12 protein-coding genes, 1 tRNA gene, 2 rRNA genes and 2 pseudogenes (1 of these 17 running past the window's edge) are annotated in these 14,582 nt (G+C 56.2%); 10 read left to right on the top strand and 7 right to left on the bottom strand.

Translation table 11 applies throughout. The features are described from left to right. The 5 genes from M1E12_RS16165 to M1E12_RS16145 form a co-directional block, all read left to right on the top strand. Positions 1–2,091 (top strand): 23S ribosomal RNA (locus tag M1E12_RS16165) (it extends 708 nt beyond the left edge of the window). A 217-nt stretch (positions 2,092–2,308) separates the two neighbouring features. Continuing rightward, positions 2,309–2,423 (top strand): 5S ribosomal RNA (rrf, locus tag M1E12_RS16160). A 129-nt stretch (positions 2,424–2,552) separates the two neighbouring features. Beyond that, a tRNA-Met gene (locus M1E12_RS16155) sits at positions 2,553–2,629 on the top strand. Between the two features lie 70 nt (positions 2,630–2,699). Continuing rightward, complete coding sequence (locus M1E12_RS16150; protein WP_479562544.1) at positions 2,700–3,161, top strand: hypothetical protein; 462 nt, start codon at positions 2,700–2,702, stop codon at positions 3,159–3,161. 21 nt (positions 3,162–3,182) lie between these two features. Beyond that, a complete protein-coding gene (locus tag M1E12_RS16145) occupies positions 3,183–3,503 on the top strand; it encodes a hypothetical protein (RefSeq protein ID WP_479562543.1) in 321 nt (106 codons plus the stop codon). Here the strand turns inward: M1E12_RS16145 and M1E12_RS16140 are convergent. Continuing rightward, positions 3,387–4,454 (bottom strand): annotated as a pseudogene (locus M1E12_RS16140) (recombinase family protein); the annotation flags it as partial. The gene M1E12_RS16145 and the pseudogene M1E12_RS16140 overlap by 117 nt on opposite strands. Before the next feature lie 214 nt (positions 4,455–4,668). Between M1E12_RS16140 and M1E12_RS16135 the strand changes: the two are divergent. Continuing rightward, the gene (locus M1E12_RS16135) at positions 4,669–4,968 is read left to right on the top strand and encodes a hypothetical protein (RefSeq protein ID WP_479562542.1); all 300 of its coding nucleotides are present in this window, start codon (positions 4,669–4,671) and stop codon (positions 4,966–4,968) included. A gap of 194 nt (positions 4,969–5,162) precedes the next feature. Here the strand turns inward: M1E12_RS16135 and M1E12_RS16130 are convergent, their stop codons facing one another. From M1E12_RS16130 to M1E12_RS16115, 4 genes are all read right to left on the bottom strand, one after another. After that, positions 5,163–5,972, bottom strand: coding sequence for a hypothetical protein (locus M1E12_RS16130; protein WP_479562541.1), 810 nt, complete (start codon positions 5,970–5,972; stop codon positions 5,163–5,165). Between the two features lie 430 nt (positions 5,973–6,402). After that, positions 6,403–7,077, bottom strand: a complete 675-nt coding sequence (locus tag M1E12_RS16125; protein ID WP_479564903.1) for an FtsH/Yme1/Tma family ATP-dependent metallopeptidase — start codon at positions 7,075–7,077, stop codon at positions 6,403–6,405. A gap of 82 nt (positions 7,078–7,159) precedes the next feature. After that, positions 7,160–9,073, bottom strand: a complete 1,914-nt coding sequence (locus M1E12_RS16120; protein WP_479562540.1) for an AAA family ATPase — start codon at positions 9,071–9,073, stop codon at positions 7,160–7,162. Between the two features lie 558 nt (positions 9,074–9,631). Next, positions 9,632–10,528 carry a hypothetical protein gene (locus tag M1E12_RS16115; protein WP_479562539.1) on the bottom strand — a complete coding sequence of 299 codons (897 nt, stop codon included), beginning with the start codon at positions 10,526–10,528 and terminating at the stop codon, positions 9,632–9,634. Between the two features lie 569 nt (positions 10,529–11,097). Here M1E12_RS16115 and M1E12_RS16110 point away from each other — a divergent pair. From M1E12_RS16110 to M1E12_RS16095, 4 genes are all read left to right on the top strand, one after another. Next, a complete protein-coding gene (locus M1E12_RS16110) occupies positions 11,098–11,589 on the top strand; it encodes a hypothetical protein (protein WP_479562538.1) in 492 nt (163 codons plus the stop codon). A 94-nt stretch (positions 11,590–11,683) separates the two neighbouring features. After that, positions 11,684–12,268 carry a hypothetical protein gene (locus M1E12_RS16105; protein WP_479562537.1) on the top strand — a complete coding sequence of 195 codons (585 nt, stop codon included), beginning with the start codon at positions 11,684–11,686 and terminating at the stop codon, positions 12,266–12,268. Positions 12,269–12,335: 67 nt separating this feature from the next. Further along, positions 12,336–13,013, top strand: coding sequence for a hypothetical protein (locus tag M1E12_RS16100; protein ID WP_479562536.1), 678 nt, complete (start codon positions 12,336–12,338; stop codon positions 13,011–13,013). 185 nt (positions 13,014–13,198) lie between these two features. Continuing rightward, positions 13,199–13,765, top strand: a complete 567-nt coding sequence (locus M1E12_RS16095; protein ID WP_479562535.1) for a hypothetical protein — start codon at positions 13,199–13,201, stop codon at positions 13,763–13,765. Between the two features lie 62 nt (positions 13,766–13,827). Here M1E12_RS16095 and M1E12_RS16090 read toward each other — a convergent pair. Both M1E12_RS16090 and M1E12_RS16085 read right to left on the bottom strand, forming a co-directional pair. After that, a pseudogene (locus M1E12_RS16090) lies at positions 13,828–14,082 on the bottom strand (very short patch repair endonuclease); the annotation flags it as partial. Between the two features lie 66 nt (positions 14,083–14,148). After that, positions 14,149–14,427: a hypothetical protein gene (locus M1E12_RS16085; protein WP_427277264.1), complete on the bottom strand. Its 279-nt coding sequence runs from the start codon at positions 14,425–14,427 to the stop codon at positions 14,149–14,151. Positions 14,428–14,582: the final 155 nt, after the last annotated feature.

Below are 14,582 nucleotides of genomic sequence, written 5' to 3'. Positions count from 1 at the left end.
CCCGAAACCGAGTGATCTAGCCATGAGCAGGCTGAAGGTTGGGTAACACCAACTGGAGGGCCGAACCCGCATCTGTTGCAATAGATTGGGATGACTTGTGGCTAGGGGTGAAAGGCCAATCAAACTCGGAGATAGCTGGTTCTCCGCGAAATCTATTTAGGTAGAGCGTCGACCGAATACCCCAGGGGGTAGAGCACTGGATGGGCTATGGGGACTCACCGTCTTACTGATCCTAACCAAACTCCGAATACCTGGGAGTACTAGTCGGCAGACACACGGCGGGTGCTAACGTCCGTCGTGAAGAGGGCAACAACCCTGACCTCCAGCTAAGGTCCCCAAGTCATGGCTAAGTGGGAAAGGATGTGAGGATCCCAAAACAACCAGGATGTTGGCTTAGAAGCAGCCATCATTTAAAGAAAGCGTAACAGCTCACTGGTCTAAATAAGGGTCTTTGCGCCGAAAATGTAACGGGGCTAAAGCCATGCACCGAAGCTGAGGATGTGCAGCAATGCACGTGGTAGCGGAGCGTTCCGTAAGCCTGTGAAGGGAGACCCGTGAGGGCTCCTGGAGGTATCGGAAGTGCGAATGTTGACATGAGTAACGATAAAGAGGGTGAGAGACCCTCTCGCCGAAAGACCAAGGGTTCCTGCTTAAAGTTAATCTGAGCAGGGTTAGCCGGCCCCTAAGATGAGGCAGAAATGCGTAGTCGATGGGAACCACGTTAATATTCGTGGGCCTGGTGGTAGTGACGGATTGCGTAACTTGTTCATTCTTATTGGATTGAATGGGCGAGGAAGCGGTTCCAGGAAATAGCTCCACCGTACAGACCGTACCCGAAACCGACACAGGTGGTCAGGTAGAGTATACCAAGGCGCTTGAGAGAACTATGTTGAAGGAACTCGGCAAATTGCACGCGTAACTTCGGAAGAAGCGTGACCCCTTTGCACGCAAGTGTAATGGGGTGGCACAGACCAGGGGGTAGCGACTGTTTATCAAAAACACAGGGCTCTGCGAAGTCGCAAGACGACGTATAGGGTCTGACGCCTGCCCGGTGCTGGAAGGTTAAGAGGAGAGGTGCAAGCTTTGAATCGAAGCCCCAGTAAACGGCGGCCGTAACTATAACGGTCCTAAGGTAGCGAAATTCCTTGTCGGGTAAGTTCCGACCTGCACGAATGGCGTAACGACTTCCCCGCTGTCTCCAACATAGACTCAGTGAAATTGAATTCCCCGTGAAGATGCGGGGTTCCTGCGGTCAGACGGAAAGACCCCGTGCACCTTTACTATAGCTTTACACTGGCATTCGTGTCGGCATGTGTAGGATAGGTGGTAGGCTTTGAAGCTCGGACGCCAGTTTGAGTGGAGCCATCCTTGAAATACCACCCTTATCGTCATGGATGTCTAACCGCGGTCCGTCATCCGGATCCGGGACAGTGTATGGTGGGTAGTTTGACTGGGGCGGTCGCCTCCGAAAGAGTAACGGAGGCGCGCGATGGTGGGCTCAGACCGGTCGGAAATCGGTCGTCGAGTGCAATGGCATAAGCCCGCCTGACTGCGAGACTGACAAGTCGAGCAGAGACGAAAGTCGGTCATAGTGATCCGGTGGTCCCGTGTGGAAGGGCCATCGCTCAACGGATAAAAGGTACGCCGGGGATAACAGGCTGATGACCCCCAAGAGTCCATATCGACGGGGTTGTTTGGCACCTCGATGTCGGCTCATCGCATCCTGGGGCTGGAGCAGGTCCCAAGGGTTTGGCTGTTCGCCAATTAAAGCGGTACGTGAGCTGGGTTCAGAACGTCGTGAGACAGTTCGGTCCCTATCTGCCGTGGGTGTAGGAATATTGACAGGATCTGTCCCTAGTACGAGAGGACCGGGATGGACATATCTCTGGTGGACCTGTTGTCCTGCCAAGGGCATAGCAGGGTAGCTATATATGGAAGGGATAACCGCTGAAGGCATCTAAGCGGGAAACCCACCTGAAAACGAGTATTCCCTATCAGAGCCGTGGAAGACGACCACGTTGATAGGACGGGTGTGGAAGCGCAGCAATGTGTGAAGCTTACCGTTACTAATAGCTCGATTGGCTTGATCGTTCTCATTGCTTGTGTTCATCGAAGATGAACAAAAGCCATCTGTTTTGTCCTCACGCTGTCGCATCCTTCGGATGCTTCGCTGCGGACGGCGCGCCAAACTCTTGGCGACGGCTTATCAGCCTGTATGGGTGCCATACCCATCGCTTGAAAAACAAAAGACGTGTTCAAAAAAACAGGCGAATGCCTGCCAGCTTCTCAATTGATTGCCCTTAGCCGACCTGGTGGTTATGGCGGGGTGGCTGCACCCGTTCCCATTCCGAACACGGCCGTGAAACGCCCCAGCGCCAATGGTACTTCGTCTCAAGACGCGGGAGAGTAGGTCGCTGCCAGGTCTGCTAAAGGCAATCAAAATCTTCTCAACACACACTCGGCCCAAGCCGAAATCTTAGGGCCGCTCTCAAAGCGGCCCTTTCGCTTTAAAAAGTCTTTCATGCGTCAGAACAGCCGTTCGACGCTCTTGGCGCGGGGTGGAGCAGCCCGGTAGCTCGTCAGGCTCATAACCTGAAGGCCGCAGGTTCAAATCCTGCCCCCGCAACCACTGAGACTTGAATCTCCTGCCACTCAAGTCGTTTCCTTGAAAGCTCCTCTGCGTAACCCGCGAGGAGCTTTTGCTTTTTGGCCTCCGTGTCCAGTTCACCGGACAACTGACGCGCCAGTACATCCTGATCCACCATTGCCTTGAACTTTGCTTCCATCAGCTGTGCTGTCTCCATGGCAGCGAGGATCGACGCAATGCGACCATGCACTTCCAGTGCCGGCGGTTGGCGGCCCGGTGTACTGGCGATGACGACTTTCTGTATGAGCTGGCGGATGATGCCGATCAGCGGCTGCTTGGCCTGGGTATCAGCGTGATCGCGCATCATGTAAAGCATGGCATGTATCACCGTGCGGACCGTGTCCTCGTTGATCTCGTCGCGCAGCGTCGCGAGGCGTTCGGCGTCGCTTATGGGCTTATCCGTGGATGGAGCGCTTGCCAGCTGCCGCTCCAGTTCTTCTCGTTCTTCGTCGAGCCTGTCGAGCCGGTCGTCCAAGGCAGCGATGGGTCGTCGGCCTTCGGCTGCTCGTTGTGACATCTGGGCGATGATGCCCTCTTGCTCGCGTTTATTGCGTTGGAGGGCAGCCTCGATATCTTTGGCTTGATGGGCAGCCGTTTTGCGTTCCGCGAGTTCGCTTTGCAGAACTTTCTCCACTGTTCGGCGAAAGACGTCCATGTGTACCAGAGCTGCAGGGATGGATGTCAGGATACGGTCCTCAAGTTCTCTGCGGAGGATCGTCTTGTGGTTGCTACAACATGCTCCACCGAGGACGTCGAGGGGAAGCTTTTTGCGGTGGTTGGTGCATCCGTATCGATCCTTGGCCATGATGGCATATGGTCCGCCGCACTCGGCGCATTCGAGCAGTCCACTCAGTAGATAGCTCGGACGGTGAGTGCGGTTTAGGGGATTAGAGAGTGTCCGTTCGAACTCGCCGCGCACGCCTAACTGCCGCCGCTTGACGGCGGACCAAAGATCGTTGGAGATGATGCGCAGTTCCGGTCGTTCGTCGACGACCCATTGATCCGCTACATTGTGGCGAGCGATACGGCGTTCAGTGTCGGGATGCCTTCGATACTCACGCCTGTTCCAAACGACTCGGCCGACATAAAGTTCGTTGTTGAGGATGCCTGTGCCGCGGTCGACGTGGCCACGGATTGCAGTGTCGCGCCACCTGATACCACGCGGGCCAGGAATGCCTTTCTTATTGAGCGCGACTGCGATGGCACTCGGAGATACACCGTCGGCATATAACCCGAAAATCTCCTGGACGACCTCGGCTTGTACAGGGTCTACTTCGCGAAGACCCGGGATGCGCTCGCCAAGCGCATCATATTCGAGTTTGATGCGATATCCGTAGGCAAGACATGTAGTGGCTTTGCCTCGACGGACTGCGGTCTTCATGCCCTCCCTCGTGCGATACCGGATTTGCGCGATGAGCTCCTGGCTGAGCGTGACGCGAAGGCTCATCTCGATATCCGTGACGGAAGAGCCGCCGTACACTGTCCATAGCTCGGTATTGTGGTAGCGGAGGCGTTTAAGGAAGCCGTTCCCGTGCTCAGCGTCGCGTGAAATGCGGTCAACCGTCACGCACAGGACGAGGTCGACTTTGCTGCTTATGATGCGGTCCAGAACGCGCTGGATGCCTGGGCGCGTCATGTAGTCGGAGCCGCTGACTGCTCTGTCGGAATAGGTGTCGACCAGCTGCCAGCCACGGTCTTCAAGGAAGCTCTGACACAGTTCGACCTGGGTCTCGATGGACACATCTGTCTGTCGATCAGTAGAGTAGCGTGCGTATATAATGGCGGTTTTGGCGTTTTTTGCGGTCATGGTACCCCCAATGATCCTCGCCAGTTAGTGAATGGCACCTACTGCCACAAGGGGTCCGCTTCCCACGATTCTGGTGCAAACGGCGTTTTATGAAGTAATGGGGGGATAGGGCACTTAGACTGCAGACGGCGTTAGCGATGCGCCAGTCGCCTGCCGCATCACCTGTGGCAACTAAAGGTACCGGTCATTTGTCCGGCTCGGGACCGATCCCAAGATGCACTTTGCGCCGGAAATCCCATTTGCCGTCAACGTACCTGTTAATCAAGTCGCCCAGTGCCTCGTCGGACCTATTCCGGTCGAAGCCCTGCTCGACCAAGGCTTCGAGTATGTCCCCTTCGACTTTATTCATGCGGGCCGGATTGCCTTCGCGCTGCGCCAGCTTTGCAGTCCCGAGGATGAGCCATCGAAGCGCAACGCGGGCGATGTCGTCGCGGCTAGGTCGCCGGAGCCGTCGCTGCTCATCCCGATAAGCCTGCTGGCGCTCTCGCTGATCTCGCAGGCGCTGAGTGCGTGATCTCGCCATCTCAGCCTCCCCCCGCAAACGCCGTTCGTCCGAGAATCGAAGATATCGAATGTGGAATCGGAGACGGCGCTGGCAGCAACCGTGATCGCCAGGCTGAGGTCACTTGTGAACCGAAACCGCGGACCCGGCGATCCCGCTCGGCAGCCCGACTTTCTGTGTGGGGTGTAGATAGTGCGTCGTGCATCTCAGTCACCTAGCCCTTGCATGTAGACGACATTGCCGACCTTGCCGCGAACAAGATCGCTGCTGATTGCACAGGCTTCGAGCTCTGAGAATCTTGCGGGATCATATCTTTTGAAAACGGACTGCCGATAACGGTCAGCGTGGAAGGGCAGCCACAGAAAGCCTTGAATACGGACAGGTTCCGCGTCGTCGAGAACGTTCGCCCTGATCATTGCTGAGGTCCAATCCTGGGTCAGTCTGTCCATCTCCTCGACAGAATTGATAGACGTGACCAAGCGCGGGACATGCCCGTAGTCCTCTTCGAAAATCTGCTCCTGATATGGCCGCTCGAACAGGGGCCGCCCCCGATCAAGGAAAAGGATGCGATGAATGTCGATAAAGCTCGGCAAGTCTGGACTCAGTTGTACCAACCGCCCGTCGAGCCTGACTTGATCGCCGCCGTAACGGCCCGTCAGCTTGGCAAAGGCGTGATGAAGCTCCAACGCGTAAGTCTTGCAAATCTGCTCCAAGCGCCATTGATCGCTGGAAACGGAATCGATTGCCCCTCGGATCATTCCCTGGGTCAAATCGATCGCAATTGCTTTACCGTAAAAGACCGGCTGGCTGACGTAGAGGCTGCCGAGTTCGACAGACGGGTCAAGCTCGGCGAAGGATGTCTGGAATGCAGGCGGCAGGAAGCTAAGCGCCGGTTGCAGTACCTCGGTCGGTGACGAGGTCAATGAGCCAGCATTGAGGATGTGGCGCTTGGCGATCACGCGAGAGGGGGGAACATTCACCTGGGTATGTGTTGTCGTCGGTTTGTCTATGCTCATGAATATGGATTACCGAATTGCACCTGAATCTAGGCTCAGGCGGATTTTTGTCGGCGTCAATGACCGAGTGGATCTAATGGCGGTATCTCTGGCACGGCGTTCGATGCAAGCGCTGAAACAGTGAGCCACGGTCGCCAGTCAAGGGAGGATGCGGTCCATGACTGCCTGGGGGCATCTAGCCCCACAATTCTGAAAACGCCGTTCGAATCCGAATCGGCTGAGCCGCAGTCTGAATCGATGGTATCAAACGCTGAATCGCTAATGTGCAATGTACTTTAAGGCATTTTACCGGTCCTACGATCTGTTCCGCTGGTATACGGCTTTGCCAGCATACCGAGATGCACTGATCCGCATCCTTCCCAATGTGAAACGCCGCAATACGCCGCCCGGACGAATTTAGCCCATTCGCCCGGGTGGCAGCTAACGGCGTTTATATAGATCTGCCCCTATCCAGCCCCAGGATGTCCCGTACCGCCGCGCCGTCTAGATAGCGCCGGTGATCCAGCTCCCTGGCCAGTCGGAGCAAGGCTTCTAGATGCTGGGTGACTATGGACATCGCCGTACCGAGTGCGTGTTCGAGACGTTTGTTGACCCGCACTGCCAGCCCCCGATCGTAGCGAAGGTCGTGCGGTGGGCGTTCGCTCGGCATGTAAAGAAGAGGCAGATCTCCGGAGCATCCCAGCACGGTCTCGAGGCGCACAGCGTTTGTTGTTGCAATTTCTAAATCGCTACCTTCTCCGCCGCCGTGACCAATCAAGCTATTGCCGAACACCTGCATCTCGGCCGCGCGTCCAGCCAGGTAGCAGGTGATCACTTGCATAACCCCTTCCTCTGTCTGGGGCATCACCTCAGGCCATCGCACCGATGTCGCACCCCCGTCACCTCGCCCAGTGGATACCGATTGGACCTCTGCAATCCCCAGGGAGGTGAAGACAAGCGCGTGACCCGCCTCATGTACCGAAATTTGCCATCTCACATCCGACGGTACTGCCCCGATCTGCCGGTCCAGTACCTCCAAGATATCGCGGTATCGAAGCTTGCGTTTTGCTCGACGAGCGATGCCGCGTGCGTCACGGACCAGACGGGCGATATCAGCGCCAGTCATGCCTTGAGCGGCAAGAGCTAAATGCTTTAGGGCTGCCTGCCGATCAGTGCGCCGGGGGCAGCGTTTGTTGTTCCCAGTTCGGTCAACGTGCAGCATAGGCCACTCCCTGCGACTGATTGCTCCGCTTTGAACCAGCTTTGTGTGCACTCGCTAGCACCCCATCCAGATCTGCACCGAGGTGATGGCGGAAAATACCTTCTAGCGCAGTCATGTCGGGAGGCGGGATCTCGATATGCCGCTCCAGTCGCCCTGACCGGCGGATTGCCGGATCAATAACCCCGGGCCGATTGGTCGCGCCGACGACGATGATGCCTTCTGACCTCACCGCGCCGTCGAGGAGTTCCAGCATCCTGTTTATGACTGCGATCCAATAGTCATCGTAGCTGCGCCCTGAACCGCTGTCTCGTCGACCAATCCCGTCGATCTCGTCGACGAACAGGATGACCGGCGCATGCTCTCTGGCCGCGTCAAAAACGGCCGTCATCCGCTTGAGCACATCTCCGAGATAGCCCGGCTCCAGCCAGTGTCCGACTGAGGTTGCGATCAGCGGGATCGCAAGCGAGTTGCACAGTGCCCGAGCATACGTTGTTTTGCCGGTCCCAGGCGGGCCACTTAGCAGTAGCTTGGTGCTCATGTCTGCCCACGCCAGCTTTTTGGCACGCCAGATGGTAAGATCTGTTTTGAGATCGATTGCCCACTGACGAGCATCGCCATAACCTGCGAGCTGCTCAATGCACAGATACGGTTCATCTACTCGCTCGCCTTTTGCTTTTGTTGGCCGTTGTGCTGGCTGGATGATATCCATCGACAGCGTTTTGTCGGCACGGCGGCTGCGTTCTGAACTGCTCGAGGTTCGGCTTCGCTCCCCGCTAGCAGCAGTCTGCTTGGCGGACCCGGCTCCTTCCTCGTCGCGTTTAACGTCAGTATGCTCTAGCGCAAAGCTTTCCAGTCGGCTGAGGATGTTGCTAATGGTGCGTCCGGGCTTGATCGCCAGTGCGAGATCATCGAGACCGAGACTGCACATATCGATCGTGTACTCCCGGGCGGCCTGTTCCACGGCGACGCGGGCGTGCCCTGTCGTGATCTCGATTGCATGGCTGAGCAGCTGCCAATCGATTTTTGGCGCATCCAAGATCAGGTCCGCGCTTGATGTCACGCGATAAGGCCACGCCTCTTCGTCCTCGGCGGCCACCAGAACGGGTCTCCCGGTGGAAAGTGCCTTGGCCAACAGTTGGCGTCGATTCTCACTGCTCTGATTTATAACTTCACCGTTTCGGAAAGTAATCAGCGTGGTCTGATCGTGTGGTTCCTGACCGGAGTGTACGCGCCTGCTCAGCGAGTATCCTCCTCCTCCGTCCCGCAGGCGCATGGCGGGCCCAATGACGCCATGCTCGATCATGAGCCCAAGCGCTTGTTCAAATCCGCGGAGGGGCACCCGCAGCAGCAAGACTGGAGCCGGTTTGGACAGGATCTCAAGGACTTTTGCAGGTGTGAGATGTGACCGCCTCACTGCCTCAACAATGCTGAGGACAATGACCGTCTCTGTGATGGGTGGCAGATGGGCGACTGCTTGCAGGAGCCTTGCAAGCTTCACTAGGTATTGACTATGATCTCCACTACCGTCGCGAAGGTGTGGCCGTTCTACTGCTTCGGCCGGCGTCGCCTCAGTCTCAGCGCCTGTCACAGATGCGTCTATGTCACCAACAATATCCTCGATGACAAGGTCGATATCATGTCTGCGGACGGTCACCGGAGAAAGCACCGGCAGCAACGCATCCTTCGAAACAGCCCGCAGCAAAGTGCGTCGGTCTGCAGTGGTAGCTCCGGTCAATGGCAAGGCTCTCGCTCCAGGCTCGTATACAGTAACTGGATAAACCCCGATGGTGCGCTGATGCGCGCGCAGGATATCGGCCGCGACTGCTGCCCGATATGCGACCCGCAGCGATCGGCGGTTGAGGCGGCCAAGCAAGTAGCGCTCGAGGCGATCACCGGTCATGACGCATCTCCTCTTCCAGGAGCGACTGCAGCTTTGAAAGCCGACGACGGTCAAGCTCGGCGAGACGCGGACTATCTGGCTGCCAGAAACGGTGGTGGCGATAAACCCGTGTAGGTCTGCTCCACATGTGCGACGCGCCGCGCCATCTATCAAATAGGCGCGCCGCCTCCATCACTGCCTCGTCGGTGGCCTGCTCCCGATCTACCCAAGCAAAAAGCAGTCGTGCAGTTGGATCGCCTTGGGCGACCAGATCGCAGAGGGCGTCGCGGACTGTGCTTGGTAGGGTGCTGAGCGAGCGCCCGCGCCGCCTCGCTATCCTGAGCACGAGTGCCGTGACGAGCGCGGCGGTGTCGTCGGATAGCGCTCTGTTGCTATCCTTAGCCGAGGGCGATTGGTGCAAGCTTGTGGGCGAGTTGGAGTAGCGAAGCCTCAGCGTGCCGTATTGGCGACGTAAGCGGTAAACCTGGAAATCAATGACAGGGTGAATCATAGCAAAAGCTCTTCCGTGGCCGGATTGCGTCCAGCAAATCTGATAAGATGAAAAGTGATGTGCGCCGCTTAGTGCGGTCGCAGTCCGGGCCCAAGGAGGCCGACCTGAATTGACGGCCGAGCTTTGGGAGGACGGCCGCGTCGCCTTGCGGGCACATCTATAATGCGCTGCTGCGAAGGGTGTGCTTGGGTGGCTGCCACTGCACCCTCCGAAGGTTGCGCTGACTTGGCTGCTGCCTCTGCGATCGCCGCTTGCCACTGCTTACGTAGGCCGCAGCGAAAGGCCTGCATGCTATCAATAGCCAGCTGGGCCGCACCCTCTATCTGCAGTAGGTCATCGAGGCGAGACAGAGGCCACACTCCATCAGACACATCAGTCGAAGTCTTTGATCCGTCGACTATGGCTGTGCCGACGGTCTCGACAGCCAGCCTTTGATGGTCGCGCCAGAGTACATCGGGCAACACCAATCCGGAGGCCGTCATTCGCTGCTGTAGTTCCAGCAGTTTGCTCCCACCGAGGTAACCAGATAGGCTCCGCTTCACGTCGATGATGACCGCGCAGCGGCCAGTGGCGTCAACGACGACTAAATCGGGATGGTACGTTCCTGCGGAGGGGTTGGAATGCGCCTCAAAGCTTATTCCTTCATAGAGCTTGCGACGATTGCGCTTGATGACCTCGACCGCAGCGGGAAGGACCGGTAGGCGGAGGTCGGTCAGTGTCACCCTCGAGGGATGCGTCCAGGCAAGGGCTATGATGACAGCTTCTAGCAGATGTCCTTCCTGGACAGCGATGGTTCGTCCCAAAGATGCCAGGCTCTCAGCATGACCTTCGACTGCGGATCGCGCTATCTCGGGTGTCATCGTTGCAGCAATGGCCTTCTCGATCAGCTTAGCAACAGCTTCGGGCGCTGTAGTCAAGGCGTGCGGAGGCGTGTCGGCGTATACCCCGAAATGAATATCTTGCATGGGAAATGTCCTGTTTGATCAGCTGCCAAGATCGGAAGTCGCTGCCGCGATGGGCGAGGATTTGGTGCGCTGAGGTTTTGTTCGATAAACAGGAGAGCGCTGACGAGACTTGCCCGCCACATAAGATTGGATATTAAACATGATAGCCCAAGGCCTTTCGGAAGAAGGTTGAGGGTTAGGCTTCCACTTGGTGTGTCCAGCACCGGTGGAAGCCGCTATTGCGGGGCGTACTCGCCACGCCGGGTACCTATAGCCCGACAAGTCTGATCAGGCAATTCCAAGACGACATTCTTCTCTAAACATGGTTAACCGATGGTTCGAGGATATGGCCGTTCTTCGCATATGTTTAATTGTTGTTTCGATCATTGGTAGAGTAAAATTGGCTGCTCTCCGATCATTCGTTCGAGTCGAGCGCCGTATCGTTCGGCGAGACTGCCAATGTCTGCGGTTTGACGTTTTTGAGAAAAAAATACGTAATAACAATATTTTGTAAAATTCTTTCTGGCCCGGCGTTGACGGCGGTCGAAATCCGCCGAAGCATGAATACATCTCCACTTCGGAAACCCCAAATGTCTCGCCATCCCCTTAATCTTTCACTGGATGCACGTGCGGCGCGTGATCCAAAGACGCTTCAGTTGATCCAGATGATCAACCAAGCCGCCATATCTCCCGCAATCGATCTCGATGATCTTGCCGATATTCCAGCTCTTGCGTTCAGCGATCGCTATGAGGCTTTGGCCATCATGCGGCACGCATGTCGGATCATAACAGACGGTTTGACATGCAGTTTCGTCCTCGTAACCCGCACGTCCCAAGTCTGCATGGCGCAATTTGATAGATGTCGCGGTGAGACCCGGGACGAGTGTGATGCCATATTGCGCCGCATGGCATCTGCCTACTCTGCCTACTGCAACGACAATGGCGCCGCGATTGAATCCCTTGACGTTCTAGTAATGCCTCTGGCGACGTATCAAGCGAATGATGGGCCGTCAGTAGATCGCTATGGCGTCTCAATCGGCACCTTTCAAGATCAGGACTTGAGAGCGCTGCATCAGGTCTAGGCGTTCATCAGCTTTCTGTCCGACCAAACAATCACTTCCATCCCCAAAACCATCGCAGGATCACGCGCTCACGCGGGTCTTAAGGAGTATTCGCATGTCTCAATATTTATCAATTGTCCAAGACGGCAAAATCATCACCACAACCTTGATCACTGATCACACGTATGACGCCGGTGAGCTCGTCGCCCGTTCTCTTAACAGCTTACATGGATTGATCGAGTTGCAGGAGGGTGTCCATGAACTCGTTCCGCTTAGCTCTTCGAGTGATCCGCTTTGTGCAGAGGAGTGGGTCACCCCTTTACGGGTAGTAGTCACGAGCAAGCCGCCAAAATCGCGGAAGTTCAAAGGCAAAAATCGCTTGATCCCAGACCACTGGGTCGCGGTTGTCGATCATCGTCAACTGTTCGCTTTCCATGCAGGCCCTCTAGGTGACGTGCTTTTGCGCACGCTCAAGAGAGGAGGCGACATATGCAAAGATGAAGCCGTACAAGCCCAATCCGCTGCGACCTTTTCCGGCTTGCGACAGCACTTAAATCTGACAACTGAGGATGTTGCGCAGCTATTGCGCATGCCCCCCGGATATACGTGGGCGTGCGACGGGGACCAGGTGAAGATCGTTCGGGTTTCCGGCGACATTGATGAGGCTGCGCCAGCCTCCACCCCCATCACCCTTCACTGAGATGCTCGCTTACCGTTTGCGTACAGCGAAACGAACGATCTCCACCTATATTCAAAAAGGAACTGAAATGAATTCAACCCATCCTTTTACAAATCTGACCCTCACCGATTTGATCAAGACGAAACTTGCTCAAGGTCTCGATCTGCAGCTCATGCCGACTCAGTCAGAACAACGTGTTGCCATCGTAAGCACCGAGCTTGCGAGATGGTACATTGTGGATCCAGATAGCCGTGAGGAGCATGAACAGTTACTCCGTCGACAGCGCCTAATCTTCGACGCGTTTGCGGAGAGCTGCCTCAAAGGTTTTCGACGCTACTTCTCGAAGGTTATGTCTACTAGAGCCATCGCGACAGTGGGTGAGCTCGTGGTAGGGCCGTCAGGAACCGAATTTGCTGGTGATATCACAATGATCGAGTACGGTGACGGTGCGCGCCGCTACATCCCTTTTCGGCACGCGTTTGGGATCACCCGCCGCCAATATGACTGGAGAATGGTATCGAGGAGGATTGGCGGTCAAGCTGGGTTCGGCGAACGCCCCCTAACATCGCTGATTGAGGATGCTTCTCCATTAGTGTCCGATCCGGACGAAAAATGGCGCATCAGCTGTTTCGATACCCAAGGTGGATGCTGGACTGGCACCTTCATGGCGAGTGCCTTCGAGAATGATTTTGATTGCTCGATGACTGCGCTTCCGGACAGAAACAACGAAGTCGGAGTGTTTGATCCCTTCCAGCCGGTCCGATGATGCGCCAATGGGGAGATATGGTGTCGGGTTTCGGTTTTATATAAAAATCGAAGCCCGATTGACCTTTGAATAAATTTCAGAGGTATTTTAGTAAAGTTCATCTAACAATCGTTATTTATTAATTATTGTTCGAATTTTATCCGAATATATTTCTGTGTTTCGATAAGGGTTACATATCAGACGCGTTGCCGAACGGCTCCGGGTTCTGCCGTCACCTTCTCGGCGACAGCACTATTCCTGTTTCCGGTCTCATCAAGAGCATTCTTGACGATACCGAAGAATGGCCACGGCAGGACGTTGCCGTGGAGGCTCACAGGAAGAGCTGCGGATCCTCTTGCTACCGCTGCCTCCAGCGGTACAACAATCGAAACTTCCACGGGTTGCTCGATTGGCGGCTGGGGCTAGCCTATCTCAGGGCGATTGCAGATCCTTCCTATCAAGCTGGGGTCGATGGCGACTTCGGTTGTTTCGAGGTTTCGGACTGGAAGGCATCGGCGGCCGATCTTGCGGAGCAGACGAAGACGTTCATCCCCGGCAACACGGTCGCCCATGCCAAGGACAGACCGGATATCCCCACGTTCTCTCTGGACGACAGCGGTAGCCGTTGGGGTGTCGTGGTCCATCCGCTGTGGGATGCAAGGAAGCTCTTCGACCGGATCGGACTGGATCGCTCACACATCGCGATCGACAGCTTCGAACTTGCCCGGCGACCGCTGCACGTCTTGCAGCGTGCTCGCGCCGCGGTGAGGTAACGCGCGGACGCCTTCTTGGCTTCGACCGTGGCGGCGATGCTCTCAACGATCGTCGCCACGTGCTCGTGCTCCCAGAATCTGAGCACCGTCCAACCAATTTCCGTCAGATGCGCCGTCGCACGCGCATCCCTTGCCCGGTTGCGAGCGATCTTCGATAGCCAGAAGTCTGTATTCTTTTTTACAGATGGCGGGTGAAGTTCGCACCCATGCCAGAAGCAACCATCGAGGAAGATCGCGATTTTCAAGCCCGGAAAGGCGAAGTCACATGAGGTCCGCTTCAAGCCCGGGATCTTGTGATGGATCCGATAGCGAAACCTGCGCGCATAGAGCTGCTATCGAACAGCCTGTGTTTCGGCGTGCAAAATTTGCACGCCGATATAGGGTCAAGTTTGCGTGCCGATTGACAACATGCCGTTATAGACCGAAGTATCAGGCTTCAGGTTCTCTGATTTGAGCCCAAGCAATGCATAAAAGCCCGGCGACCAGTGGAGTGCACCAGACCCGGTTTCAAAGGTCCAGTAGCCGACACCCAGCACACCTTCCAACCGCTTCAGACATTCCTCGGCGTCAAATGTCCGGCGTGTACTTCTCAGGTCGATCCCCGAACTCCCGTAACCTGACAGGAGGATAGGCCCCCCTTGTTGTTTGCCCACACCAGCCATAACACCCCTTCTCAGGCTCAATTTGAGTCATCTTGTCCTAGAACAACCCGCGCCACTGCTACGCAATCAAGGCATTGACCCGGCCACTTTCGAGACAGCCGGAAGCGAGCCACTGTGGAGCTGCGAATGAGGCATCATCAACTCGCGCCGTCTCC

The sequence above is a fragment of the Rhizobium sp. K33 genome (assembly GCF_056501445.1).
This window is presented reverse-complemented; position numbering and strand designations above follow the sequence as displayed.

What these genes read in the sequence shown, in the direction of transcription:
- M1E12_RS16110 (WP_479562538.1), top strand. Translation starts at nt 11,098, where the DNA reads ATGTCTCGCCATCCCCTTAATCTTTCACTGGATGCACGTGCGGCGCGT.
- M1E12_RS16135 (WP_479562542.1), top strand. Translation starts at nt 4,669, where the DNA reads ATGCACTTTGCGCCGGAAATCCCATTTGCCGTCAACGTACCTGTTAAT.
- M1E12_RS16115 (WP_479562539.1), bottom strand. Translation starts at nt 10,528, where the DNA reads ATGCAAGATATTCATTTCGGGGTATACGCCGACACGCCTCCGCACGCC.
- M1E12_RS16130 (WP_479562541.1), bottom strand. Translation starts at nt 5,972, where the DNA reads ATGAGCATAGACAAACCGACGACAACACATACCCAGGTGAATGTTCCC.
- M1E12_RS16100 (WP_479562536.1), top strand. Translation starts at nt 12,336, where the DNA reads ATGAATTCAACCCATCCTTTTACAAATCTGACCCTCACCGATTTGATC.
- M1E12_RS16085 (WP_427277264.1), bottom strand. Translation starts at nt 14,427, where the DNA reads ATGGCTGGTGTGGGCAAACAACAAGGGGGGCCTATCCTCCTGTCAGGT.
- M1E12_RS16120 (WP_479562540.1), bottom strand. Translation starts at nt 9,073, where the DNA reads ATGACCGGTGATCGCCTCGAGCGCTACTTGCTTGGCCGCCTCAACCGC.
- M1E12_RS16105 (WP_479562537.1), top strand. Translation starts at nt 11,684, where the DNA reads ATGTCTCAATATTTATCAATTGTCCAAGACGGCAAAATCATCACCACA.
- M1E12_RS16125 (WP_479564903.1), bottom strand. Translation starts at nt 7,077, where the DNA reads ATGACTGGCGCTGATATCGCCCGTCTGGTCCGTGACGCACGCGGCATC.